At 69.2% G+C, this 25247-nt stretch carries 18 protein-coding genes; 7 read left to right on the top strand and 11 right to left on the bottom strand.

What is annotated here, in order from left to right; translation table 11 throughout:
* Positions 1-50 precede the first annotated feature (50 nt).
* Positions 51-962, bottom strand: coding sequence for a 2OG-Fe(II) oxygenase family protein (locus tag OG413_RS38980; protein ID WP_266814021.1), 912 nt, complete (start codon positions 960-962; stop codon positions 51-53).
* Between the two features lie 779 nt (positions 963-1741).
* Here OG413_RS38980 and OG413_RS38975 point away from each other — a divergent pair.
* Positions 1742-2050, top strand: a complete 309-nt coding sequence (locus OG413_RS38975) for a chaplin family protein (RefSeq protein ID WP_266814019.1) — start codon at positions 1742-1744, stop codon at positions 2048-2050.
* A gap of 485 nt (positions 2051-2535) precedes the next feature.
* Here the strand turns inward: OG413_RS38975 and OG413_RS38970 are convergent, their stop codons facing one another.
* Both OG413_RS38970 and OG413_RS38965 read right to left on the bottom strand, forming a co-directional pair.
* On the bottom strand, positions 2536-3360 hold the full coding sequence (locus OG413_RS38970; protein WP_266814017.1) for a tyrosinase family protein: 825 nt from the start codon (positions 3358-3360) through the stop codon (positions 2536-2538).
* A 16-nt stretch (positions 3361-3376) separates the two neighbouring features.
* Complete coding sequence (locus OG413_RS38965) at positions 3377-3781, bottom strand: tyrosinase cofactor (protein WP_266814015.1); 405 nt, start codon at positions 3779-3781, stop codon at positions 3377-3379.
* 589 nt (positions 3782-4370) lie between these two features.
* Here OG413_RS38965 and OG413_RS38960 point away from each other — a divergent pair.
* A complete protein-coding gene (locus OG413_RS38960; RefSeq protein ID WP_266814013.1) occupies positions 4371-5492 on the top strand; it encodes an S-adenosylmethionine:tRNA ribosyltransferase-isomerase in 1122 nt (373 codons plus the stop codon).
* Between the two features lie 80 nt (positions 5493-5572).
* Here OG413_RS38960 and OG413_RS38955 read toward each other — a convergent pair whose 3' ends face one another.
* Together OG413_RS38955 and OG413_RS38950 are read right to left on the bottom strand one after the other, a co-directional pair.
* Positions 5573-6991 (bottom strand): SLC13 family permease, encoded by a 1419-nt coding sequence (locus OG413_RS38955; protein ID WP_266814011.1) that lies wholly within the window; start codon positions 6989-6991, stop codon positions 5573-5575.
* 92 nt (positions 6992-7083) lie between these two features.
* The gene (locus OG413_RS38950; protein WP_266814009.1) at positions 7084-7869 is read right to left on the bottom strand and encodes an IclR family transcriptional regulator; all 786 of its coding nucleotides are present in this window, start codon (positions 7867-7869) and stop codon (positions 7084-7086) included.
* Positions 7870-7967: 98 nt separating this feature from the next.
* On the opposite strand from OG413_RS38950, the gene OG413_RS38945 reads away from it, so the two are divergent.
* Together OG413_RS38945 and OG413_RS38940 are read left to right on the top strand one after the other, a co-directional pair.
* Complete coding sequence (locus tag OG413_RS38945) at positions 7968-9134, top strand: alanine--glyoxylate aminotransferase family protein (RefSeq protein ID WP_266814007.1); 1167 nt, start codon at positions 7968-7970, stop codon at positions 9132-9134.
* Between the two features lie 26 nt (positions 9135-9160).
* Positions 9161-12127, top strand: a complete 2967-nt coding sequence (locus tag OG413_RS38940; RefSeq protein ID WP_266814005.1) for an FAD-binding and (Fe-S)-binding domain-containing protein — start codon at positions 9161-9163, stop codon at positions 12125-12127.
* A 317-nt stretch (positions 12128-12444) separates the two neighbouring features.
* Here the strand turns inward: OG413_RS38940 and OG413_RS38935 are convergent, their stop codons facing one another.
* Positions 12445-13407: a helix-turn-helix domain-containing protein gene (locus OG413_RS38935; RefSeq protein ID WP_266814003.1), complete on the bottom strand. Its 963-nt coding sequence runs from the start codon at positions 13405-13407 to the stop codon at positions 12445-12447.
* A gap of 97 nt (positions 13408-13504) precedes the next feature.
* On the opposite strand from OG413_RS38935, the gene OG413_RS38930 reads away from it, so the two are divergent.
* Complete coding sequence (locus tag OG413_RS38930; RefSeq protein WP_323138009.1) at positions 13505-17728, top strand: S8 family serine peptidase; 4224 nt, start codon at positions 13505-13507, stop codon at positions 17726-17728.
* A gap of 46 nt (positions 17729-17774) precedes the next feature.
* Here OG413_RS38930 and OG413_RS38925 read toward each other — a convergent pair whose 3' ends face one another.
* Positions 17775-17897, bottom strand: a complete 123-nt coding sequence (locus OG413_RS38925; protein ID WP_266814001.1) for a hypothetical protein — start codon at positions 17895-17897, stop codon at positions 17775-17777.
* Between the two features lie 132 nt (positions 17898-18029).
* Between OG413_RS38925 and OG413_RS38920 the strand changes: the two genes are divergently transcribed.
* A complete protein-coding gene (locus tag OG413_RS38920) occupies positions 18030-18404 on the top strand; it encodes a BlaI/MecI/CopY family transcriptional regulator (protein ID WP_266813999.1) in 375 nt (124 codons plus the stop codon).
* Positions 18405-19412: 1008 nt separating this feature from the next.
* Positions 19413-21179 (top strand): phosphatidylglycerol lysyltransferase domain-containing protein, encoded by a 1767-nt coding sequence (locus OG413_RS38915; RefSeq protein WP_266813997.1) that lies wholly within the window; start codon positions 19413-19415, stop codon positions 21177-21179.
* A gap of 268 nt (positions 21180-21447) precedes the next feature.
* Here OG413_RS38915 and OG413_RS38910 read toward each other — a convergent pair whose 3' ends face one another.
* The 4 genes from OG413_RS38910 to OG413_RS38895 all read right to left on the bottom strand — a co-directional run bounded on the left by OG413_RS38910 (position 21448) and on the right by OG413_RS38895 (position 24424).
* Positions 21448-22908 (bottom strand): ricin-type beta-trefoil lectin domain protein, encoded by a 1461-nt coding sequence (locus tag OG413_RS38910; protein ID WP_266813995.1) that lies wholly within the window; start codon positions 22906-22908, stop codon positions 21448-21450.
* A gap of 85 nt (positions 22909-22993) precedes the next feature.
* Positions 22994-23335: a hypothetical protein gene (locus tag OG413_RS38905; RefSeq protein ID WP_266813993.1), complete on the bottom strand. Its 342-nt coding sequence runs from the start codon at positions 23333-23335 to the stop codon at positions 22994-22996.
* A gap of 100 nt (positions 23336-23435) precedes the next feature.
* On the bottom strand, positions 23436-23636 hold the full coding sequence (locus OG413_RS38900) for a CsbD family protein (protein ID WP_266813991.1): 201 nt from the start codon (positions 23634-23636) through the stop codon (positions 23436-23438).
* Between the two features lie 170 nt (positions 23637-23806).
* On the bottom strand, positions 23807-24424 hold the full coding sequence (locus tag OG413_RS38895; protein ID WP_266813989.1) for an amidohydrolase family protein: 618 nt from the start codon (positions 24422-24424) through the stop codon (positions 23807-23809).
* Positions 24425-25247 lie beyond the last annotated feature (823 nt).

Here is a 25247-nt window from a genome sequence, read left to right as displayed (position 1 = left end):
GACGCTCGATTTCCGAGATCCCCGACAGCTTCAGGTGCTCACCGGCCAGGTCATCTGCCGAGAATCGACCTCAGCACGGCCACGTACTCGGGGCCGGTGTTGAGCGGTGGGTATGCGGGCGGATCGGCCCGACCGGTGAGGGCGTCCAGTGGCCGCACCACGACGCCGTAGTCGGGCCGGTGCTTGTACTGGATCGACTTCCTGTCGCGGCGCACCCTGCGGACCCGGTGCGGGGCTGCCCGGTGCAGTCCGTTCGACCATCGCTGCACGTAGTCGCCGAGGAAGAGGAACAGCGTGCCGGGAACGGTGGGAACTTCCAGCCACTTTCCGTCGGAGTCACGGACCTCCAGGCCCGGTTCGTCCTGGTCCAGGATGGTCAGCGAGGACAGGTCGATGTGCGGCGACATCGCGTAGCCGACAGTGGAGTCCGCGTCGGAGGGGTGGCTCGCGCCGTAGTGGTTGAGGCCCAGCCGGTGCAGCGGACTGCCCAGGGCCGCGGTGAACGAGTCCTCCTCCAGCCCCAGAGCCAGGGCGCAGGCGGCAAGAATACCGTCACCCAGGTGAGTCAAGTGATGGAAGAGTTCCAGGGACTTCGGGAAATGTGCGTGATAGAAGTCCACCGACGCTGGCATGGGCAGCTCGTGAGTGGTGTTGCCGATCCGGTACTGCTCGCATGACTCAGTTCCGCCGTGGGTGCGGCTTCGCTCCCTGCCGAGCCCGCGGTACCCCAGAAACTGGGACTGCTCGGTGGCGTCGTACTGACTCTTCTCCGTCAGGGACAGTTGGTAGAACTGCCGCATTTCCATGTAGACGGCCTTGATCAAGTCGGCGGGGATGCCGTGGTTGTGAATGAAGAAGAACCCCTCGCGCCCGCGGTCGCCACCGATATCGGCAGCGACCGCAGCCCGGTCCGTCGACGTCCAGTCGGCCGCATGACCCGGCAGCCGTATGTGGGGTATCACCCGTGTCCTCCTGTGCCGTCGCCGATCGGTCTGTGCCGAGCCGGCTCCCGACTGTCCGAGGACCGCGAGGCACGTCCGGAACCAGTGGCCCGGACCGCCGTGCCATCTTGGAAGCACTGCGGAATCCGCACAACCCCGCAGGATCGACTTCTGGTCAGCTCGTGACGACCCGAGCGATCCAGAAACCCGCCTTCACCACACCTGGGGACGCTGCTGGAGAACCCGAGGACGTGCCGTCCGCCGTGGTCGAATACGTCGGACGCTGTAGGACTTGGCCGCCGCGTTGATCCCGCTGCGCCAGGTATGGATCACGGTGTGCTCCGCAGTCGCCGGTCACGGTGGTCCGGTGCGGATCGATGTGGCCCAGCCATGAGTCTTGATCGTCGGCCAGTGGTTGCTTCGGGGGAGGAGAGAGGAACCGGCAGGTGAAGGTGAGGCCGGCGTCGTCTCCGTCGCCGTTGACGTGGTGGTCCCAGGCATCGGGGGGGTTCTGCTGAACATGGTCGCCAGGGGCGTATCGGCTCCAGGTTCCGCCTGCTTCGGTGACCAGCCGTGTGGCTGTCTTGTCGTAGTAACCGAGCGCCTTCGCGATGACGGGGGCCGGGGCTTGGAGGACAAGCCGGCGAATCTCCTTGGCGACCCGCGTCGGAGGGGACGGGCGGAGTCCGCGTGTCGGGAGCCGGGTTCTCTCGTTGGTTCGGGAGTGCGGCCCGGGTTCGTCCGGCCGCGCTTGGTCCGAGCAGCCACCGGGACGCGGTCCCGGATGAAGGAGAATCGCGATGGGTGCGGAGATGCGCGGTACGGGCGGCGGTGGCGGACGTGTGGGGGCGCGGGCCGCGGTGCTGGGTGCGGTGGCCGGGGTGGCATTGGTTCCGGCGGGTGCCGCCCACGCGAGCGTCATCGGGATCGGGAACGCGGTGTTCGGCAACACCTGCGTCAGCCAGGGCGGTGCACAGGCGGCGGGCACCACGGTGGCCGGGAGCGGGTTGGGCAGCGGCAACCAGGCCGGCTTGCCGTTGAGTCTGCCGCGCAACCATTGCGGCAACAGCGGCATCGTCTGCACAGCCCTGTTCGGCTCCAGCGTGTGAACCGGCCGGGCCTCCCCCACTTCGTCCGCGCCCGGCGGGCTCTTGGAGGGTGACAATCCGGGAAAGTGGCCTGCACAGAAGCGGAAGCCGCACGCCCTTGCCCCAGCTGAACGCCGGGCGGCAGAAACAGCTCGGCGGGTGGGCGCGGCACCGCCGAGCCCGCACCGCCCCGGTGAAGGCACACGCGGCGAAGGGGGCGGGTGTGGCTCGTACGCCTGCCTGTGGCCATCCGCCACGTACTCCCAGCGGTCGAAAGCCGCCGCGCGCGACCCGGTGAATGCCCTGCGGCGGACCCACAGGCTCCGAACGACGCCAACGACCACAAGGGCTTGCCCTCCGAGGACAGGCACAGCTCCTGTGGGAGTACGGCCGCCATCCCGGTGTCGTGTCCGTCATGGAGATCAGCGCACACAGCGAGAACCTGCGAGCCGGAACCGACGGCGAGACGCTGTCGATTCCGGCGGCAGACCCTTCACACCCCGAACTCAGGCATAGGTGTAGAAGGGGGTGTGGTCCAGCATGCTCTGTGGGGTCGTGTCGGTCCAGGGAGGCATGGTCTCGTTCAGATCGATCACGTCGGGGGTCCCTCCGGCGGGGAGGTACTCAGCGCTGCTCGGGTGGAGCGTGTGCCAGTCGGCCCAGAGCTTGTCGACGAACGAGTGGTGCAGCCAGAACACGGGATCATTGGGGGAAACGCTCGTCTCCATCTGACCCCAGATCCAGGTGTGCACCCGGTTGTGCATGCTCATATAACCCGCCGAGCCTTCGAGCGTGGAGCGGAAGCCGGACGAGCCGTCACGCCAGGGCGCGGAGTCGTAGGTGGGAATGGCGAGGGCGGCGTCGACCTCGGCCCGGGTCGGGAGAGTGGGGACGCGGTAGGCGAGATTGCGGGCGAGGAACGGGCGGGTGTCGACCTGGACGGTGATGGGCCACTTGCCGGCGGAGTACGCGAAGGGGCCGTCCATCACCTGGTCGTCCAGGGCTCGTCCGGTGCCGCCGAGGAAGTCCGGCGCCCAGATCGATGAGCCGACGGTGTTGTCGGCGGTCCAGTCCCAGTAGGGGATCGATACCGACGCATCGACCTTCTGGAGTTCGTTCTCGAAGTCGATGAGGAACTTGCGGTGCCAGGGCAGGAACGACGGGCCGAAGTGACCCACGTATATCCCGGTGTTCATGTCCAGCGCGAAGCGGAGACGGTGGGCGGCGACGAACTCGTCGTACACGCCTTTGCGCTTGACCTCCAGTACAGCGTCGACAAATGCCTTCTTCTCGGCGTCTGTGAGGTTCGCCTGGTTCTTGCGTACGGTCATGGCAGCTGCTCCTGGCTCAGGCTGTGGGGTCGAAGGGAACGACGGAGGCGCCCTTGAGTGAGGTGACCGCGGTGCGAGCGGCTTCGTGCGGGCTGGCGAATCTCTCGTAGTGGTTGATCGCGCTGCTCCAGCCGCTCTTTCCGTGCTGCATCACATGGAGTTCGCGGCCGTCGACCAGGACGCGGTAGCCGGTGCCGTGTCCGGCGTGGGCATGAGCCTCGGTGGGCCGGCCCTGGATGCGGCGGCCCTGGAATACCTCGTCGAAGGACGCGGGTCCTGCGGTGCCGCCGGGTGCGGCCGCCTTACCGTTGCCCTTGGCCGGCGCGGTGTCCGCGGACGCGGTGGCCACGCCGACGAGCGCTATGCCCGCGGCTGCGCCGGTGACGGCCCCGAGGGCCTGACGGCGGGTGAGTCTGGACATAATAAATACCCCCATGAGCATGAATGAGGCGGCCCCCAGGCTGTTTGGGGCCGCCGCGACCATGACTACAGGGGAGTGACGGTTCACAGAAGCAGGGAAATTTTGGTTGGCTGTCATATGGACATGTCTTCGCAGGTCATGCGGGTGCCGCCACCCTCGATTCCACTCCGTGCCGACGCTCCACGGATCACAAAGTGAAGATTCCGCTGCGAATGAGCCCTGCGCGTGAAGATCCTTCGGGGCTCATCCGGTGGCCCGCGTCAGGACCATGATCTGAGCATGGCCTGAAATCGGGTCACCCTTTTGACTGTTGCACCCTATTCGCCGGGATCGGGGGCCTGTCCCGGTTGCAGCCCGGGAGTTCCGCTTCCCCTCGCTCATCCCGAACCCGCCGAGCCGGGATCACGCCCTGCGGCCGTACGCCCCCACAGCCGGGCCGGTCGTCACCGAACTCGGGCGAATTCGGCCTCCCTGGGGACGCGCTCTTGTCCAGTGAGCGGCCAGGCCCGCTAAATGGGTGGATCGCACGCACTCCGCGGTGTGATCCGGACGGGGAGTTCGCGTGCATACGCCGAACGAAGGAGCCGGTATGGACCGCACCGTGGAGGATCCGCGGGACTACAGGTTCGACCTTCCCGAGGACCTTCTCGTCCAGGAGCCCCCGGAGGCACTCGGGGGTGAACGCTCCGATGCGCGCCTGGCCGTGCTGGGCCGTCACACCGGGCAGGTGGAACACCGGCGGTTCGGTGAGATCGTCGAGTACCTGGGTGCCGACGATGTGTTGGTGCTGAACAATGCGCGGGTCGTGCCGACGTTCCTCGACGGTGAGCACGAGCACGGCCGCACGGTCGTGGTGAGCGTGCACTCGCCCCGCGACGACGGAACGTGGCACTGCCACATCGCGCCGGCCGCCGCCTGCCGGCCCGGGGCCCGCTTCCGGATCGGGCCCCACCACGAGGTGACATGCAGTCTGATCGCCGAGACAGTTCCGGGCCTGTGGCACATCGCCCTCGACCCCTCGGACCCCGACACCTTGTACCGGCTCGCAGAACCGGCCTACTCCCGCTACTTGAAACAGCCCCCGGCCGACCCGGAGTCCTTCCAGAATGTCTACGCCTCCCGGCCCGGCGCCGTCGGATTCCCGGCAGCAGGGCGTCACTTCACCCCCGTCCTCCTGGACCGCCTGCGCTCGCGGGGAACCGCGGTCGCGGAAGTCACCCTGTTCCTTGCCACCCGCACCCACTACGACGTCCGCCACCGCTTCCGCGACTTGATCGACGCGGGTGGCACCGGCGACCTCGAAGCCGAGAACGAATTCGACGTGTCACCGGCGACCGACACCTTCGACTTCCCGCCTCCCGAACGCTTCGAGATCACCACCCAGGCCGCCGACACCATCAACGAACGGCGCGCCCGCGGCGGCCGGATCATCGTCTGCGGAACCTCCGTGATGCGCACCCTGGAAACCGCAGCCGACCCGGACGGTCGCCTCCCCGCCACCACCGGCTTCACCCGGCTGCGCATCACCCCGGGCCATCGCTTCCGGGCCTGTGACGCCTTCATGACCAACTTTCACGACCCGTGCACCTCCGAGTTGGTGCTCACGGCCGCCTTCACGGGCCGCGAGCACCTCATGAACGCCTACCGCCACGAGGTAATCCCGCGGCGGTACCGCTTCAACTACTACGGAGACTCCATGCTCATCATCTGACCGTTCTCAGCCGGGCAGGGGCCGCTCCCCCTTGGGCTGTCGGTGGTGGACGGGATGACGCCGACCTGGCGCCCAACGGCTCACGCCCAGCCCGGGACGACGAACAGTCCCCAGGTCACGACGGGTACCACCACGGCCATGGCGAGGCCCCACACCATGAGACCGCGAAAGACCGTGTCCCGGCGTTCCTCGGGCGAGTTGGCGACCACCAGGGCCCCGCTGGTCGAGAACGGCGAGGAGTCCACCACCGACGCCGAGATCGCCAGCGCGACGATCAGCCCGACCGTGCCGACCTGACCGCCCAGCAGGAAAGGGACCGACAGCGGAATCAGCGCGCCCAGGATGCCCGTCGTGGAGGCGAAGGCGGAGACGACCGCCCCGATCAGACAGATCAGCAGGGCTCCCAGCAGCGGCGTTCGGACCGAGGCCACGCCCTCGCCCAGGTAGCTGATGGTGCCGATCCGCTCCATCAGGCTGACGAACGTGACGATGCCGCAGACGAGCAGGACCGTCGACCACGCGCATTCGTCCACCGCCCCCTTTGCCGACTCCGGTGAGACGAGGGAGAGGACGACCGTCACGGAGAGGGCCATCAGCCCGACATTGAGGTCGAAGAAGAGGGATCCGCCGACCAGGCTGAGCAGACCGAGGAGGGTGAGCGCACGGGCGCGGTCCAGGGTCAGGGGTGGTTCCTCGACGGATTCGTCGGCGACCGCGACGGCCAGGCCGCCGCCGCTCGTCGGCGCCACCGCCGCCGAGGACGTGGGGAACCCGGAGGGCGCGGCCCCCGTCCGGCCGCCGCCTCCGACGACCCCGAGGCCCTCGACGCCCGTGCTGTCAGGGTCACGCGGTTTCGCCGACGCCGTCCCCGGGCCGGCCACCGTCTCCCGCCGTCCCAGCAGCGCTCGCCCGCCGAACAGGAAGAACACGAAGAGGCTGAGGACGACGTTGAAGAGGAAGGAGCAGAGGAACAACAGCGCGGGATTTCCCGGCAGGTTGTTCCGTGATATCACTCCGTTGGTGATGCTGCCGAACACGCTGATGGGTGAGAAGCCTCCCGCGCTGGCGCCGTTGATGATGAGCAGGCCCATCAGAAGTGGATTGATCCGGTAGCGCTTCGCGAATCCCAGGCCGATCGGAGCGACGAGCGCGACGGCCGCCGGGACCACCGCGCCGACAGCTGTCAGCACGGCGGTGACCAGGAACATGATCCATGGGATGAGTGCGATTCGGCCGCGCACCACTCTCATGGACCCGTGGACGAGCCAGTTCACCGTGCCATTGTTCTTCGCGATCGCGAAGAGAAAGGTCACGCCGACCAGCACCACGAAAAGATCCCCGGGGAAGCCCGCGAAGATATCGTCCGCGGATTCATGCACGAACGCGGTTCCCACCACAAACGTGACCACGATGGCCAGCGCACCCATATGTACGGAGAATACGGTGGCGACCGTGAATATCAGTACGAGACCGATGATGGAGATGACGTGATCTGACACGAGTCTTCCTCGCCTTCAGTACGGCTCCAATTTTTCCACTATGCGGAAGATTATTTCCGCAGTCGGAAGTATGGGAGCGGCGTCAGAAGGCGTCAAGAGTTCCCGCCCGACGGATCGCCACCTCCCGCCGGGGCGCGCCCGCCGCCCAGTGCGGAGCCGACCGCCGCCGCGGCCTCCCGCACCAAGAGGCCGTAGGCGGAACGGTCTTCACTGGTCATGCGGCTTGTCGGCACGTTGACGCTGATGCTCGCGACCGGCTGTCCGGAGCTCCCGATCACGGCCGCCGCGACCGCCGAGACATCCGTACGCCATTCGCCGCCGTTCGTCGCGTATCCGCGCTCCCGGATCTCGGCCAACTCGGCGAGCAGCCGCTGAGGCTCGGTGATCGTGGTGGGCGTGAAGTCGGACAGCCCTTCGGTGAGTTGCCGGTCGATGACCTCCGCAGAGCTCACCGCCAGCACGGCCTTTCCGTTGGCTGAGGCGTGCAGCGGCAGAATCTGCCCCAGCGGGAGAATGATGCGCACCGGCTGGACCGTCTCCAGCCGCTCGATGAGCACGACCTTGCCCCCCTCGGGCACCGCCAGGTGGACCGTCTCGTCGGTCCGGCGGCGCAGCTCCTCCATCACCGGCACGGCGACATCGCGCAGGCCCAGTTCGCCGGAGGCGTGCCGACCGACGTGCAGCGCCTTGGTGGTGACCACCCATCGGGTGGAGGTGCCGCCGGCGGGGCGGATCCAGCCCGCGGCGTGCAGGGTGACCAGCGCGCGCTGAACGGAACTCTTCGGGAGTTCCATGGCCCGCGCCAGGTCCGCAACCCCGACCGGCTGACGCGCGGCCACCTCCTCCAGTGCCCTGAGCGCGTTGAGGACGCTCTGCATCCATTGACTCCTTCCCTGACCGAACCCTATGCTCCGCCGTGCCACCATACGATACGTCGTGCCGCAATGCGGCACAACCCTTGAGGGGAGCCGCTCACATGACCTCCCGTACCGGCCGCCACTTTCTCCAGATCCCGGGCCCGACGAACGTCCCCGACCGGGTGCTCCGCGCCATGTCGGCACCCACGATCGATCACCGCGGACCCGAGTTCGCGGCCCTGACCCTGTCTCTGCTCGATGCGATCAAGCCGGTGTTCGGCACCGCGGGCCCGGTGGTCATCTATCCCGCCTCCGGGACCGGGGCCTGGGAAGCCGCACTGGTCAATACCTTGAGTCCGGGCGACCGGGTGCTCTGCTTCGAGACCGGCCACTTCGCCACGCTGTGGCAGGACATGGCGCTGAGCCTCGGCCTGGAAGTGGACCTCGTCCGCGGGGACTGGCGCCACGGCGCGGACCCGGAGACGGTGGCCGAACGGCTGGCGGCGGACCGCACGCACACGATCAAGGCCGTCTGTGTCGTCCACAACGAGACCTCGACCGGCGTGACCAGCCGTATCTCCGAGATCCGGCAGGCCATCGACGCCTCGGGCCACCCGGCGCTGCTGCTCGTCGACACCATCTCCTCGCTCGGCTCGATCGACTACCGCCATGACGAATGGGGCGTCGACGTCACGGTCGCGGGATCACAGAAGGGGCTCATGCTGCCCCCCGGGCTCAGCTTCAACGCCGTCAGTGGCAAGGCGCTCGCCGCCTCGCGCACCGCCCGGCTGGCCAAGTCCTTCTGGGACTGGCACCCGGTCATCGAGGCCAACCGCCGCGGCTACTTCCCGTACACCCCGGCGACCAACCTCCTCTACGCCCTGGAGGAGGCCCTTCGCATGCTCGCCGACGAGGGACTGGACGCGGTCTTCGCCCGGCATGCCCGGCACGCCGCGGCGACCCGCGCCGCGGTGCGCGGGTGGGGACTTGAAGTGCTCTGTGCCGACGAGCGCGAGCACTCGGGGTCACTGACCGCGGTGCTGCTGCCCTCCGGCCAGGACGCCGACAAGGTGCGCGAGATCATCCTCGACCGGTTCGACATGTCCCTCGGTGCGGGCCTCGGCAAACTCAGCGGCAGGGTCTTCCGGATCGGGCACCTGGGCCACTTCAACGACCTCACCCTGGCCGGGACGCTCGCCGGGGTGCAGATGGGCCTCGAACTCGCCGGCGTACCCATCGGTCCGCGCGGCCTGGGAGACGCCCTCGACGTGCTGCGCAACCGCTGACCGTTCGACCTTTGGAGCGAGAGAACATGACCACGATCAGCTCGGACGCCTCCGCGATCGGCGTCGGCGGCGCTGCGGCAAAGGACCTGGCACACCGGCTCCGGCGGGAGCTCGACGGTGATGTGGGGTTCGACGACTACACCCGGCATCTGTTCTCGCGGGACGCGAGCATGTACACGATCACCCCGATGGGTGTCGTCTTCCCTCGTCACACCGACGACGTACAGGCGGCGGTGGCGGCGGCCGGGGAGTACGGCATACCGCTGGTGCCGCGCGGGGCCGGGACCAGTCTGGCCGGACAGACCGTGGGACCGGGGCTCGTCCTGGACCTGTCGCGGTACATGAACCGCATCCTGGAGATCGACGACGGCCGCCGCACGGCCCTCGTCCAGACCGGGGTCGTGCAGGACCAACTGAACAGAGCCGCAGGGCCGCTGGGGCTGATGTTCGGTCCTGACACCTCCACGAGCAACCGGGCCACCGTCGGAGGGATGATCGGCAACAATTCGGCGGGCAGCGGCTCACTGCGCTACGGCATGACCATCGACCATGTGCGGGAGCTGGATGTCGTACTCTCCGACGCGAGCCGGGCACTGCTGGCACCGGTCGACGAGGCGGAGCGGGCGCGCCGGGCAGCACAGCCCACTCTGGAGGGAAGCCTCTACCAACGGCTGCCGCAGATCGTCGAGGCCAACTCCGGCGCCATCGCGGAGGGTTTCCCGAAGTTCTGGCGCCGGGCGTGCGGCTACCGCCTGGACCGGATGGCACGTCCGGGCGCGCCTTTCGACCTGGCCAAGTTCGTCGTGGGCTCGGAGGGCACGCTCCTCATCGCCACCGAGGCGCTGGTCGATCTCGTACCCAAGCCGCGCCACACCGTGATCGCCGTCGGTCACTTCACCAGCACGGCCGCGGCGATCGAGGCCACCGAGGACGCCCTGGCCTGCGACCCGGCCGCGGTGGAGCTGATGGACCGTACGATCCTGGACCTGTCCCGGCAGAAGATCGAGTACGCCTCGCTCGGCAGCATCCTCGAAGGCGACCCCGACGCACTGCTGTTCGTCAGCTTCACCGGGAACGACCAACGGGAACTGCTCGCCGGCCTGGACCGGCTCACCGCGCTCTGGGCGCGGCACGGACACGGCTATCACACCCTCCAGGCCGTCACCCCGGCCCAGCAGTCCGCCCTGCTGAAGGTCCGCAAGTCCAGCCTCGGTCTGCTGATGGCGGCGGGCGAGGGCACCCGCCGACCGCAGGCCTTCGTGGAGGACACGGCCGTCGATCCGGTCCATCTCCCGCAGTACACCAAGCGTTTCAAGGAGGTGCTCGACCGGCACGGGCTGACCGCCGGCTTCTACGGCCACTGCTCGGTCGGCTGTCTGCACATCCGGCCGTTCGTGGATCTGACCGACCCGGGGCAGGTCGCCACCATGCGCGCGGTAGCGGTGGAGATCAAGGACCTGGTCACGGAGTACGGCGGTGTCAACTCCAGCGAGCACGGCGACGGTCTGGCCAGGAGCGAGTTCAACCGGGAGATCTTCGGCGAGCGGCTGTACGAGGCGATGCGCCAGGTCAAGCAGGTCTTCGATCCGGACAACCTGATGAACCCCGGCAAGATCGTGGACGCGCCCTCGATGACGGACAACCTCCGCGACCGGGCGCTGCCCCCCGCGGAGCCACTGCGCACCCGTCTCTCCTTCGAGGTGGTGGGCGGCATGAGGGGCGCCGCCGACCGGTGCATGAACATCGGGCTGTGCCGCAAGAGCGGTACGGGTGCCATGTGCCCCTCGTACATGGCCACCCGCAATGAGGAGGACTCCACCCGAGGCCGGGCCAACGCCCTGGTCAAGGCACTCTCCGAACCCGATCCCGCGAAGGCGCTCGGCGACGAGCGGCTGCACGAGATCCTTGATCTGTGCCTCATGTGCAAGGCGTGCAAGAGCGAGTGCCCGCTCGGTGTCGACATGGCCACGCTCAAGGCCGAGTCGCTGTCGCACCATCACGATCTGCACGGGGTACCGGTGCGGTCGCGGATCTTCGGCTCGATCCGGCTGCTGAACCGGCTTGGTTCCGTGGCGGCTCCGCTGTCGAATCTGCCGGGGCGGCTTCGCCCGCTGCGTGTGCTGCTCGACCGGTGGCTGGGCATTTCGTCCGAGCGCCCGCTGCCGGTGTTCGTACGGCGCAATCTGGTGCGCTGGTTCCGCAAGCACGCGCGCGGCGCCGCGAGCCGTCCGGCGGTCACGCAGGGAACGCTCACGTTCCTCGCCGACTCCTTCACCACCTTCACCGAGCCGGACATCGGCCGTTCCGCGATCGAGCTGCTGGAGCTGGCGGGCTGGCAGGTCCGGTTGGAGAGCCGGGGCTGCTGCGGCCGGTCCAGTCTGTCCAAGGGGCTGGTGGACGACGCCAAGGACAAGGCGTTCGCGCTCGCCCATCTGCTGACCGAGACGACGGAGCCCGGCTCACCGATCGTGGGCTGCGAGCCGTCCTGTCTGATGACGCTGCGCGACGAGCACAAGGCGCTGCTGCCGAACGACTCCGCCGTCAAGGACATCTCGGGGCGGGTGCGCCAGGTGGAGGAGCTGCTGGTCGAGGCGGTCGACGACGGCCGGCTGCGGCTGCGCGAGGACTCCTGGCTCGCCGGACGCAGGCTGCTCTACCACGGGCACTGCCACCAGAAGGCGGAGGTCGGCACCGCCGCGACCATGGGTCTCCTCAACCGTATCCCCGGGGTGCGGGTGTCCGAACTGGACGCCGGATGCTGCGGGATGGCGGGGTCCTTCGGCTTCGAGTCCGAACACTACGAGGTGTCCATGACCGTCGGTCAGGACCGGCTCTTCCCCGCCGTCCGGGCGGAGCCGCCGGAGACCGTGGTGGTGGCGACCGGGGTCTCCTGCCGCCAGCAGATCTTCCACGGCACGAGCCGCGACGCCTGGCATCCCGTACAACTGCTGCGTGAGGCGGTGGAACTCCCCGGATCGGCCTCCGGGAACTGATCCCGTACATGAGCGGGTTGACCGGCGCCGCGTGGATGTAACGCGGAAATCGCCGTGTGCGGCCTGCTCGTCGGCGAAAGCGGTGGTCAGCCGGGTCGGCGTCGTCCCAGACAGGGCGGCGCCTTCTCCATGCCGCCGAGGACCCGATCCGCGTCGGCGCGAACGCCACGGGGTCGGCCGTGAGCCCTCCTGCCGCTCACCCTCTTGCGTCACTCCTCATCCCACTCCATCGAACGTTGGCGCTCTCGCGAAAAGCGGAGCCACGAGTTCTGTGTGCGTGCACTCACTGCCGCTCCACCTGCTGGCGGCGTGCCGCCTCACAACCAGCCCCGGCGGGCCGCGATCACTCCGGCCTGGAAGCGGTTGGCGGCGCCGAGGAGGTCGTGCAGCCGGCTGATGCGGCGGCGCATGGTGCGGACGGACCAGCCGAGCTGGCGGGCTATCGCCTCGTCCTTGAGACCGCTGACCAGGAGGGTGAGGACGAGGCGGTCCTCCTCGCCGAGGGGGTCCTCGGCGGGGGCGTTGAGAGGCAGTGCCCGCTCCCAGCACATTTCCCAGTAGTCGGTGAGCGCATCGAGCAGAGTGGAAGGGCGGATCACCGCGGCGCGGACACCCTTGAGGTCTAGCGAGAGCGGCATCAGGGCGAGCTTGCGGTCGGCGATGGCGAGTTTGATGCCCAGGCCGGGCAGGACGCGGGCCTGTTCGCCGTGCCGGACCAGCTCACGGATGTCGTCGAGGACGCCCGGCCATTCCAAGGCTTCGGGAGCGTAGACCGCGCGGTACCGTACGCCGCGGCCGAGCGCCGTCGCCTCCACAGGGTTGGAGGTGGTCAGGGCGTACGGGGGCCGGTCCAGGGTCATCACGTCCTCGTGGGCCTCCTGCTGAAGGCGGACGAACCAGCGGCCGAGCGCCTCGCTGCCGGTGGTGATCTCCACCTCGTCCTCATACGTCGCGCCGGTGCGCGTGGCGGCGAACAGCCGGGACAGCTCGTCGGCCGCCGAGCGGACCCGCTCCAGCTCATTGCTTCTGGCCCGCACCAGCGCCTCGACAGCGGCGCCCGGCTCGATCGCGGCGTAGCGGCGGCGGGAACCGGAGAGCCGGCCGACCAGCCCGTGGTCACGGAGCCGGTCCAGTGCCCTGGCGACGCGCTCGGCCGAACAGTGGAGATCAGCGGTGAGTTCGGCGGGTGCCGCCGTCCGCCGGGTCAGGACGGCGCGGTAGACGCTCTCGTCGAACGGATCGATGCCTGCCGCCGTGAGTTGCGGTGTTTCGGGAGTCATATACGGATGGTGGCCCACTTGTGCCAGCGGCAGCAATGGGCCACGAAGATCAGTTGTGCGGCAAGTGTCCTCACCACTAAGACCTTTAGGCATGGCAATGAAGTCACGAAGATCGCGTCATACCGCCCTCGCCGCCGTTGTTCTCGCCGGTACGCTGGCGGCGATACCGGGTGCCGCCGACGCGTCCGCGCCCGACCCGTCGCAACGAGTGCTGGTGGAACTCGCCGGGGAGCCCGCGGTCACCGCCGCACCCGGTGGATCGCTGCTGTCCGCCGAGGCCGCCCGCGGCGTCGGTGCCGCCCGCCGCGCGCTCGACGCGCGGCAGGAGACGTTCCTCGGCTCGGTGAAGAGCGCCGGGCTGCACGCTTCGGCTGCACGCAGACTGGGTCTGCTCGTCAATGCCGTGGCAATGACGGTGCCCGCCTCCGAGGTCGGGCGGCTGTCGTCGCTGCCGGGCGTCACCGCCGTCCGCCCCGACACCCGGGTGCTGACGAAGACGGACGTGAGCGTGCCGCTGATCGGCGCACCCGGCGTCTGGCAGCGCAAGGACCCCGCCGGAAGGGGTGTCACCGGCAAGGGAACCACCGTCGCGGTCCTGGACAGCGGCGTGGACTACAGCCACCCCGACCTGGGCGGCGGACTCGGCAAGGGGCACAAGGTCGTCGGCGGGCACGACTTCGTCAACGGCGACGAGGACCCGATGGACGACAACGGCCACGGCACCCATGTCGCCGGCATCATCGCGGGCAAGGCGGCCGAGAAGGGCGGCGTCACCGGCGTGGCGCCCGGCGCGAACCTGCTGGCCTACAAGGTGATGGACGCCGACGGCTCCGGCTACACATCGGACATCATCGCGGGAATCGAGGCTGCCTCCGATCCGGCCAACCCGCACCGCGCCGATGTCATCAACCTGAGCCTCGGCGGCCCCGGCGACGGCACCGACCCGCTGGGCCGCGCCGCGACCGCGGCCGTACAGGCCGGTGTGGTCGTGGTGGCCGCGGCCGGCAACGACGGTCCGGGCGCGGGTACGGTCAGCAGTCCGGGAACGGCCGACGGTGTGGTCTCGGTCGGCGCGTCGACGAGCAATCTGCGCCTGCCCAGCGCCTATCTGGCCGGCAGCAAGCCCGAGTTGATCCAGAGTTACCGCGGCATCCTGTCGGCGAATCCGCCGGAGCGCCCCGTCACGGCGCCGCTCGTCGATGTCGGCGCGGGCACCGCCGAGGACTGGAAGCGGGCCGGCGACGTACGCGGAAAGATCGTACGGGCCCAGATGCTCGTCGCCGCCAGCTCCCAGTACCTGACGGGGAGCGACGTGGAGTGGGCGCAGGAGGCGGAGAAGCGCGGCGCGATCGCCGTACTGGCCGGCCTGCCCTCCAACGACGGCCCGGTGTTCGTCGCCGGAGCGGCGGGAGAGGTCCGGCCGCCGGAGGTGAAGCCTGAGCCGGGAGTGGCCCAGGTGCCGTCCTCGTCCGCGCGGATCGACGCCTCCGGCGACTCGCTGCGCATGGACCGCCTGGTGGTCATGGGCATCGACTCGACCCAGTACACGGAGTTGAGCACCCGGCTCGCCGCCGGGAAGGTGTCGGTGACGCTGCGCGGCACCGACACCACCGACCAGATCGCCTCGTTCTCCTCACGCGGCCCCACACCGGCCTTCGGCCTGAAGCCCGATCTGGTCGCGCCGGGCGTGGAGATCCGCTCCACCATTCCCAAGGCGCTGTACGGGCCCGGCCAGTACCGCATGTCGGGTACGTCGATGGCCGCCCCGCACGTCGCCGGCGCCGCGGCACTGCTGCGCCAGCTGCATCCGGACCGGGCCCCCGCCGAGATCAAAGCCGCGCTGATCGGCACCGCCGAGCCGCTGCGCGGCAGCGGGCCCACGACGCAGGGCTCGGGCCGGCTCGATGTGGCCGCGGCCGCCTCGGCCACGGTCAGCGCCTCACCGGCGTCGGTGTCGTTCGGGCTCGCCGATCTGTCCCGGCGTCACGTCGGCGGCATCGCGAAGGTGACACTGCGGAACTCGGGCAAGCGCCCGGTCGCGACCTCGCTGCGGACCGACGGTCCGGCCACGGTCTCGCCGAAGCGGGTCACCGTACCGGCCGGGAGGACCGTGACCGTCACGGTCTCGCTGCGCGTCACCCGGCCGGTTGCCGACACCGAGATCAGCGGCCGCCTCACGGCGACTCCCGACCGGGGCCCGACGATCGAGGTGCCCTACCTGCTCGCCGTCCGGTATCTGGCCGTCCAGGCCGCACCCGACCCGAGCGACGGTCACTCGACCGTGCACATCGCCCCGCCGACCCGGCTGGCCGCACCGCCGGTCGTCACCATCACCCCGCCGCGCGGCAAGGCCGTGAAGGTCACCTCCACCCTCGATCCCGCCAACGGCTACTACCGGGCCGAGGTGACCGGCAGCGCGGCCGGCGCCTACCGGGTCTCGGTACGCGGCACCGCCGGCACCGGACAGCGCCTCACCGGCTCCAGCGCCTTCGAAGTCACCCCGGCCGACAGCCGCAGGAACCGCTGGGAGCCGGTCGGTCCCAACAGCGAGGCCGGTCACGTCGCCCTCTCGCCGAGCCGGCCGAAGCAGGCCGTCCTCACCCAGTACCAGAAGGCAGCTCCCTGGCTGACCACCGACAACGGCGCCTCCTGGCGCCAGTTGGGACGGCTGCCTGTCGCGGACGGCACGGGGCCGCTCGTGGTGGACGCGAAGAATCCCGACCGCTGGTGGTACGTCGTGAACAGCGTTCGCGACGGCAGCCGCCGGGGCGCCATCCTGCGCACCGATGACAACGGGCGGACCTGGCGCACGCTCGACGTCCCGGACACGCGCATCAAGGCGCTCGCCGCCGACGAACGGACCCGCACCCTGGTCGCGGTCGCCTCGGACGCCCTGCTGGTCAGCACGGACGCGGGCAACCGCTGGACGACGTATCCGACCGGTGTCACCGGCGCCATCACCTCGGCCGCCGTCACCGGCGACACCCTTTACATGACGACGAATCACGGTGTCTGGGCCCGCTCGGGCATCGGCTCGGGCAACCCCGGCGAGGCGCGGCCGCTCTTCGACGCGGCCGACGGAACCGTCGGCGGGCTGGCCGCCGACTCCTCGGTCGTGGCGGTGTATGTCCCGGGCCGGGGAGTTGTCGGTTCCCGTGACAGCGGGAAGACCTGGACCACCCTGCTGTCCATGACGGAAGGCGGCCTCCACCTGACCATCTCGGGTGACGACCTGTACCTGAGCACGTTGACCGGCAAGGGCCGTCTCAGCCGCGACCACGGGCGGACATGGACCGAGGTCGCCGCACCGTCCCGGGCGGCGGTGCCGATGGACTACGACCGCTGGGCCGACGGTTCCGTCACCGTCTCCAGCGAGCAGGACGGTCTCTACCGGGGTGCCGCGAACGGCACCGGATACCGACGCATCGGCGTCCAGGGACTGACCGTCAACGATCTCGCTGTCAGTGACGGCCATCTGCTCGCCGCCACCGAGAGCGCGGTCTACCGCACCGCACTTCCCGTCGCGAGCCCGGAGTGGGGCCGGTCGGGCGGCGAGGGCAGTCGGGGCGTCGGCGTCCCGCAGCTCGCGGTGTCGGCCAAGGATCCGAAGGTGGTCTGGAAGGTCCGGCGCACCGGGTTCGGCGCGTTCGTCGTCGAGCGCAGCGGCGACGGCGGTTCCACCTGGGAGGAGAGGGGCAGTTCGGCGGAGGTGCCGACCGCGCTCCTGGTCCACCCCGCCGACCCGAACCGGATCATGGTCAGCTTCCAAAGCCTTCTGGGCCGTGGGCTGTTCGCCACCAGCGACGGCGGCGCGACGTGGAAGAACCTCTACCACGAGCGCTCCTTCGACACCATCGCGGGTGACCCCGCGAACCCGCTGCGCCTGTGGCTCGGCAATACCGCCGGTCTCTACCGGTCCGACGACGGCGGGGTCACGGTCACCAAGGTCGCCGACGGCCCGGTGACCGCGATCGACCTCGACGGACGGCGTCTCGTCATCGGCGGCGAGAGAGTCCGTGTCAGCTCCGACGGCGGCCGGACCTTCCGCACCGCGGACACCGGCGCTCTCGCGATCCATGTCTCCGATCTGCTCCGGGTCAAGGGCACGTTCTACGCGGCCACCACCAGCTCCAGGGCCAGCGGCCTCCCGCAGGGCGGCCGCGGCGTCCTGCGCAGCACCGACGACGGTCGGAGCTGGCACAACATCTCCACCGGCCTGCAGAACACCGATACCACCAAACTGGCCGCGAGCCCCGACGGCCGCACACTCTACGTCGGCACCGTCGACGGCGGCGTGCACCGTCTCAACCTGCGCCGCTGATCACTGTGGACGGGCGCCCGGACGGTTCCTCCGTCCGGGCGCCCGTTCACGCGTTGACGTGCCCGAGGAAGTCGCCTGGCAGGAAGCGGCCGACCAGCGGTCCGGTCCCGGCGAACACCACCACCGCGACACCCAGGACACCGAAGGAGCGCGAGTGGGGACCCGGCATGGAGGGATACGGCCATGAGCGAGTGGCCGCTCACTGAATGCGGGCAGGGGCGGCCGAATGGAACAACTGGTCGACTACCATCACGTAGACGGTCTACGGAACTGTAGACGATCAGGAGATGAGGGGACCGCGATGGCGGAGGGTGCTGCCGAGCGCAGAGGGGCCGGGGAGCTGGAGGCGAGCGTGCTCGCGGCGCTGTGGGCGGCGGACGGCCCCCGGACCGCCGGACAGGTACAGCGCGGTCTGACGGTGGAGCTGGCCCGGACGACGGTGACGACGATCCTGTCCCGGCTCTTTCAGAAGGGGACGGTCGGCCGGGAACGCTCCGGTCGCGGATTCGCGTACTTCCCCGTCCAGGACGCCCACGGCCTGACCGCCCGGCGCATGCACCACGAGCTCGACAAGGACGACGACCGCCGGACCGTGCTGGCCCGGTTCGTCTCCGACCTGGGACCCGAGGACGAGCGCATACTGCGCGATCTCCTGGAGGACGGTGGCGTGCGGTGATCGCCGCGCCGCTCATGCCGCCGCTGATTCCGTTCGCGGCGCCGGTGCTCGTACGGTAGGCCGCTCCCCGCCTACGACCCGCGGCCGCGCTGTGGGCGCTCACCACGACAGCGTACGTACTGGCGGCCGGCCGGCGGCACTCGGCGACGCTCCTCGCCGGCACGCTCGCCGTGTCCGCCCTGGCCCGCCCTCGGCCACCTGATCCGCCCCTGTACGTGGCACCGGTCACGATCGCCTATCCGGTGACCGCGCTCGCGGTCGGCGCGCTGTCCGCCTGCACGTTCGCCGTGACCCGGTCGGCGCTGCGTCAGCTCCGCCCGTACCGCGCCGCGCACGCGCGGCTGCGGAACGCGTCCTCGGCGGGACACCTCGGCGCCCTGGACCGCCCCGAAGCCGACGCCAACGCCAACGCCCTCCCCGGGAACCCGGGCCACAGAAGCCGCAGGCGGCCCCGTACCTCAGCGCGTAAGAGCCCTGCTCCAGCTGGCGGCCACCCGTCACGGGCCGGCCCTCGCGGCGGCTTGCCTGCTGCTCGCCTGCTCGGCCACGACCGGCGCGGGAGCCGCCGCCGGGCTCGTGAGCCTGCATCACCACGTGGAGATCGCCCAGGGCGAAGCGCAGAGCGACTGACCGGACGTCAGCCACAGGGACTTGCCCCACCGTGGCCGGTGTCGGGGGCACCCGACGCGGCAGCTGCCAGCCTGTTCGCACCTCGCTCCGGCGGCAGCGCACCTCGCCACGGCCCGTGACAGCTTGTCCGCCATCGCCCCGGGCCGTCGCCGGACGGGTTGTCCTCCGTCCGGAAACCCCTCCGGGACCGCACAGCTGCACTTGAGGCCCATCCGGGCCAACTGCCCCGAAACCAAAGCACTCACCAGGCACGTCCGCCTTCACGACCATGCTCACCGAGCGCCGGAGCGAGGGTCTGCCGAACTGAAGGGCAGGTCCACCCGTTCACCGCGCCGACGGAGCGCGTCTCCGCGCACCGCGCCCTCTAGGGTCGCCGACATGGGACGCGTTCGACCGAGTCCGGAGCCGGGTGCGGATCGCAGCGAGTGGCCACGGCGTTCGTATGCGTTCGCGGTCTGGTATCTGCGTGTCGTCGCCTTCCTCAACTTCCTCAGCGCCGTGTGGGTCTCCTTCGGAAACGACATCCGGCGGCACAGTGGCGGCGAGTACTTCACGCCCTATCTGCTGACCGCCGGGTTCTCCTCGGGTGCTCTGTCCCTGTTTCTGGCGATCACCATGCGGCGGCGTAAGCGCGCGGCCTGGTTGCTCAATCTCGCCGTGTCCGGGCTGACGCTGGTGCTGACCGCACTCGCCCTGGGGTTGCCGGTGTACCGGCAGCACGCCCAGAACTGGGTCGCGGTCGTCCTGACCGGGCTCTTCGTCGTCGCCCTGCTCGCCGGACGGCGCGAGTTCCACGCGAAGGGCGATCGTGCCAATCCGAAACTGGCGGTCGCGGTAGGTGTGGGCGGGCTGGCCGTGGGCTCCCTGCTCGCCGCCACGATGGTCTCCGTGAGCAACACCGACCCGGACCCCAGACGCTCCGCCTTCCCGGAACGCTGGCACTACGGCGTGCTCCGCATGTTCTCGCTTACCTACGACGATGCCCACTTCGAGGGGATCGTCACCCCCGGCTGGGCCAATGTGCTCATCAACCTGATGAGCACGGCACTGATCCTGCTGGTCCTGTACGCGGCTTTCAGGTCCCGTCGCGCCGTCGACCCGCTGACCGAGGAGGACGAGCGAAACATGCGTGCACTGCTCGAACGTCACGGCGACCGGGACTCGCTCGGCTACTTCGCCCTGCGCCGCGACAAAAGCGTCATCTGGTCGCCTTCGGGCAAATCAGCCGTCACCTACCGAGTGGTCAGCGGGGTCTCGCTCGCTTCCGGCGATCCGATCGGCGACCCGGAGGCTTGGCCGGGAGCGATCGACCGCTGGCTGGCCCAGGCCCGCGCACACGGCTGGACACCTTCCGTGATCGGGGCGAGTGAGGAGGGTGGCATCGTCTACGCCCGCCACGGCCTCAACGCCCTGGAATTGGGCGACGAGGCAATCGTCGACACGGGTGAGTTCACTCTTGAGGGCCGAGCCATACGGAGTGTCCGCCAGGCGCACCACCGTGTCGAACGCGCCGGGTACACCGTTCGCCTCAGCCGTCACGAGGACCTGCCGCCGGACGAGATGGCGCAGATGACCGAACTGGCCGACGACTGGCGCGACGGGGCGACGGAACGCGGCTTCTCCATGGCGCTGGGCCGTCTCGGCGACCCGCAGGACGGGCGCTGCGTGATGCTTGTCTGCCGTGATGCCGACGGACAGCCGCGTGCCCTGCTGAACTTCGTTCCATGGGGTGGCGACGGGCTCTCCCTGGACCTGATGCGGCGTGACCGGAACTCGGACAACGGACTGTTCGAGTTCATGGTGCTGGAGTTGATCCGGCGCGCGGGCGACCTCGGCATCACCCAGGTCTCGCTGAACTTCGCGATGTTCCGCGCGGTCTTCGAACGCGGCTCCCGGATCGGCGCGGGTCCGGTGCTGCGGCTGTGGCGCTCGCTGCTGACCTTCTTCTCCCGTTGGTGGCAGATCGAGTCGCTCTACCGCGCCAACGCCAAGTACCGGCCCATCTGGGAGCCCCGCTTCCTGCTGTACGCCCAGAGCACCGACCTGCTGCGGATCGGTATCGCCAGCGCCCGCGCCGAGGGGTTCCTGGAAGCCCCCGGACTGCCGAAGTGGCTGCATCGCGGGCACCTGGAGTCCCGCCGTTGAACGGTGGCATTGCCGACCTGCCATTGGTGGGGCTTCGCCCGGCTGTTCAACCGACCCCCGGGAAGGTCTCCAGCGGCGGGCGGTCGCGGTATTCGTGGCGGCGCTGACTGGAGCCCCGGCCCTGAGGCGGATTCACGAGGCGGCGGCAGGGTGTACGAGACGGCCATGAGCCGCCTTGGGCCGCCTTGGGCCGCCGCCGTAGCGGCGGTTTCCGCAAGTACCGGCAGGGCGGTGGGCCGGGCGGGTGGGCCGGGTGGTGTCCGGGCCCTCAGCCGCCCCAGCGCCAGTAGAGTTCGGGCCGGGGCTGCGTGCCGCAGTCGGAGAGCCTCAGTTCGGGGCTCTGCCGGTCGCGGCTGTCCGAGCGGGCGGGGAGTTCGCGGTCGTCCTGGTACAGGCAGCGACCACCACTTGCGGAGATCCGCCAGGCAGTACGTTTCCAGGTGGTGCTCTTCCACGGCTCACGGTTCCACTTCTGGCTCCGGCGACCGTGCTCGCACGGCTCCAGCCCGACAGCCGACGCGTACGCGGTCAGACAGGAGTCGCGGTCGAGCCGGGGCCTGATCGTGCTGTCGTGCCCCACGTCCCATTTCTGCGCGGCGGATCCGTCACAGCCGAGGATGCCGACCGTACCGGCGTTCGCCGGCCCTGTGGCCGCGTGGAGGCACTGTGCCGGATCCCTTCCGGTGAAGAGCGTGGTCCGTCCGATGTCTCCGAGGATCTCCCCTGCGCGCGGAGCCCGGTGAATCTGCTGGTACTGCCGGTGGATCCACAGACTCCAGTCCTTCTGGAGAGGGCCCGCGAAGGCAGTGACGTTTGCGCATGTCCCGGTGGCCCGGCACTTCCGGTGGGCGAGATACCAACGCGCTACATCGTCCTTCTCGGCCGACGCTCCGGGGCTGAGATTCTCCTTGAGCGGAGACATGGTGTAGCCGAGGTAGGACGACACGGGAACGCCGAGCGCGTAGCCCACCCTTCGGAAATACCGGGCGCCGATGCCGTGGTCACTGTGATCGACACCGCCGCCGAGCCCGAAGGCGAACGACGCGTTGTCGTGGTCCATCGTCAGGATGCGTGTTGCCCGGCTCAGCCGGACCAGTGCGGACACCACTTGGAGCAGCCGGTCCTCCGTGTAGCTCTTGGTGTTCTGAAACGGCTCGATGCTCTTCCTCCGCCCGTCGAACAGCCTGAGGAGACTGTCCGGCTCCTGGCCCTGCGGGAGACCGTCGTGGAGGTCCACGAAGGTCAGCCGTACATTAGCGTCCCGGGCATCGTCCGCGAGCCGGTAGGACCTCGTGCGGACGCCGTCCGCCGACACATCCGCCCGTTCCCATCGGTTGGCGGCCTCCGCCATATGCGCATAGGCCGCCCGGACCCCGTACTCCCTGCGGTCCACGTACTCCAGCGCCTTGAGGCGGTTCTTCATGCCTGCGTCACCTGCGGTCAGGTAGACCGTGTCGACCGGGCATCCGGCGCGGATGGTCCGCCTGATCTCCGGATTCAGGAAGAACAGGTCGTCATCGGGGTGCGCGACGCCCACCAGAGTGCCACGGCACGGCTGGGGGTCTTTCGACTGGGCGGCCTGCCGGGACGGGACAGCCGTGGTGCCCGGACCGGAAACCGAACCGGGCACGGGCGAACAGGCGAGCCCCATCAGGGCACACACGGCCATCGCGGCTGCGGTCATCGCCACGCGGGAGGAACAGCCCGCACGGTGCCTTCTCCAGTTCACCGAGGCATCCTTCTGTCGCCGACGATCCCCTGATGAAGGATCTTCCGGCGGACAGGGCAGGATCAACCGACACACCGACGAGCGGCTAGGGAACCTGCCCGCCTCCGCGCTCCGGCCGGTGGCCGCTGCGGGCGTGCGCCAGTACGGCCGACTCCGGGGACTGCGGGCTGGGGCATGGCCCCCGCGGAGCCGCCCTCGGCCCGCCGCGGTGAAGGCAGGCGGGGCGGGTGGTCCCTTCTCCGAACCGGCCTCTGCGGATCACGGGCTCGTACGATGCCGCGCAGTCGTACTGCTGGGCGAGGTTGTCGACGGCCTCCAGCGCAAACGTGCGGGAGGCCGCGGCGAGGACCGCTTCGTCCCAGTCCTCCGCCGCGACGACCCCGGGTGCGACCTTCAGGTGGCCCGACCAGGCAGGGGCCTCGACCACGAGAGCGTGGCCAAGCCGGTGCAGGTGCCGGTCTCCCCTTGGGGCTGGTCGTACGCAAGGACCGGCTCCGCCGAAACGGCGGGGCACGCGCGGCAGGGCGTCAGTCCTTGTCGTCGCGCTTGAGCGACTCCACCGCACCTTCGACACGGTTGCCCAGGTCATCGGCCTTCTTCTTGGCGTCGGCCTTGACCTGGTCCGTCTTGCCCTCGGTCTCCTTGCTCTTGTCACCGGTCGCTTTGCCGGTCACTTCCTTCGCCTTGCCCTTGAGCTTGTCCAACGCGTTCTCGTTCTTGTCGACCACGATCACTCCCGCTACACGAAGAGAATCAGGAATACCTCTGCACACCACCGTAGAACGGGACCACGCGCCGCGCCTGGGAGAGCGGGACCGGGCCGGGAACCGCTGCCCCCACCCACGATCAACGGAGGCGACCGGGCGGCCGAGGACCTTCCGGCGTCCGTAACAGGGGCTCAGTCCGCCTTGCACACCTTGGGGGCCGTCTTTTTCATACCGAGCAGCCGGAAGTGGTTCTGGCCGAGTGCGATACCACGAAATGCTTCGTCTCCGAGGGACTGATTGCTGCGACTGGTGGCCTCAAGCTCCTCTTCGTACACCGCGTAGTTCTTGTTCAAGGACGCCACGAAGTCGGTTCCCGGGATGGCTCTGTCGGGGTATCGGTCGAGGAATGCGGCGTACTTCTGCCGTCCTCCGGGCCTGCTGAAGTACTGGTCCTCCAGCACCCGCCAGCCGATGTCCAAGGTGAGCCGGGGGTATGCGTCCAGAAGCCTTTCCATGATCCCGATGTGCTGGTCGGGATCCATTGTGGAGAGCTCCTTCGACAGGCCCATGTGCGCCCAGACGATCTTGTTCTGGGGATAGTGACGGAGTGTCTCCTCCATCAGCTGAAGGTACTTCGTGTGCTGCGCATCGCTGCCGAGATCCGCGTGAATGGCGATCGGCATCCCACGGTCCCGCAGCACCTTCATGAAGGGCGCCCAGTTCCTGATGTTCTCACTCGTCGCCGGCCTGTGCTGATGGGAAAACAGTGCCTGCTTGACAAGGTTGACCTCCCCTGCCCACCGGAACACCCCCGGGAACTCCCGGTCGAGGAGAGAAATTCCACTCGGAATGGTTTCGGGCGATTCAGGTCCATGAACGTCATGGAGGGCGTCAATTCAGGAGTGAGAGGCTTCGCTCCCACGTAGGTGGCCGCGTTGGCGAAGTCGTTCTTCATGCTCGGCGTGACAGGAGCGCCAGGGCAGTCCACGCAGTACGTGCATCCCGAGTCCGCGGGCAGGATCTGGCCGATGCCGTACATACTCGCGTAACGGACACCGCTCTTGTCCAGGTAGCCGTTGAGTTCCTCGAACGGAATCTCCGCACCGCCGAACGGGCGCGTGTGGAGATGACTGTCGACGACCGAGGTGTACGGCTCCCGCGCCCTGTCGAAACAGTCCCGCAGCGCTGAACCGGCCCCCGTCGGCGACGCGCCGATGGCAGCCGCGACCAGAACAGCACCGAGGACAGTAATTCAGCTGCGAATGCGAAATCTACGGTTGATGGTCATCCCTGCCAGAGTTGTCGGGTTGATGGGAGGATTGTCGTGACGTGACGCTGCTGCCCCGTATCAGGCAGGACGGCCACGCGGCAGAGAACACACGGATAGACGAACCCGGCCCGACATCGCACCCGGAGTCCACTTGGTCGGCTCCCGGAGCCGTACGCGGCCGCCGAGGCCGGGGGTGGTGAGTGACGCTCACCGACGCCGTGACGCGTGCACGGTGAGCAGCCGCACAAGCCGGTGAGTGTGTGGCGAGCAGCTCACAGGCACCGCTCTCCCAGGCCGCGGGGGCTTCAGAGGGCCTGCCGCCAGCGGCGGGCGTCACAGAACGGCGCTACGGGTACGCCGTG

It is taken from the genome of Streptomyces sp. NBC_01433, from assembly GCF_026340105.1.
Lineage (GTDB): Bacteria > Actinomycetota > Actinomycetes > Streptomycetales > Streptomycetaceae > Streptomyces.
The sequence above is the reverse complement of the archived record's forward strand: the minus strand, read 5'-3'. Positions and strand labels throughout refer to the sequence as shown.

Bases quoted from the DNA above. Each gene is read 5' to 3' on its own strand.
- OG413_RS38975 (WP_266814019.1), top strand. From the start codon at position 1,742: ATGGGTGCGGAGATGCGCGGTACGGGCGGCGGTGGCGGACGTGTGGGG.
- OG413_RS38970 (WP_266814017.1), bottom strand. From the start codon at position 3,360: ATGACCGTACGCAAGAACCAGGCGAACCTCACAGACGCCGAGAAGAAG.
- OG413_RS38965 (WP_266814015.1), bottom strand. From the start codon at position 3,781: ATGTCCAGACTCACCCGCCGTCAGGCCCTCGGGGCCGTCACCGGCGCA.
- OG413_RS38960 (WP_266814013.1), top strand. From the start codon at position 4,371: ATGGACCGCACCGTGGAGGATCCGCGGGACTACAGGTTCGACCTTCCC.
- OG413_RS38950 (WP_266814009.1), bottom strand. From the start codon at position 7,869: ATGCAGAGCGTCCTCAACGCGCTCAGGGCACTGGAGGAGGTGGCCGCG.
- OG413_RS38945 (WP_266814007.1), top strand. From the start codon at position 7,968: ATGACCTCCCGTACCGGCCGCCACTTTCTCCAGATCCCGGGCCCGACG.
- OG413_RS38940 (WP_266814005.1), top strand. From the start codon at position 9,161: ATGACCACGATCAGCTCGGACGCCTCCGCGATCGGCGTCGGCGGCGCT.
- OG413_RS38935 (WP_266814003.1), bottom strand. From the start codon at position 13,407: ATGACTCCCGAAACACCGCAACTCACGGCGGCAGGCATCGATCCGTTC.
- OG413_RS38930 (WP_323138009.1), top strand. From the start codon at position 13,505: ATGAAGTCACGAAGATCGCGTCATACCGCCCTCGCCGCCGTTGTTCTC.
- OG413_RS38925 (WP_266814001.1), bottom strand. From the start codon at position 17,897: ATGCCGGGTCCCCACTCGCGCTCCTTCGGTGTCCTGGGTGTCGCGGTG.
- OG413_RS38920 (WP_266813999.1), top strand. From the start codon at position 18,030: ATGGCGGAGGGTGCTGCCGAGCGCAGAGGGGCCGGGGAGCTGGAGGCG.
- OG413_RS38915 (WP_266813997.1), top strand. From the start codon at position 19,413: ATGGGACGCGTTCGACCGAGTCCGGAGCCGGGTGCGGATCGCAGCGAG.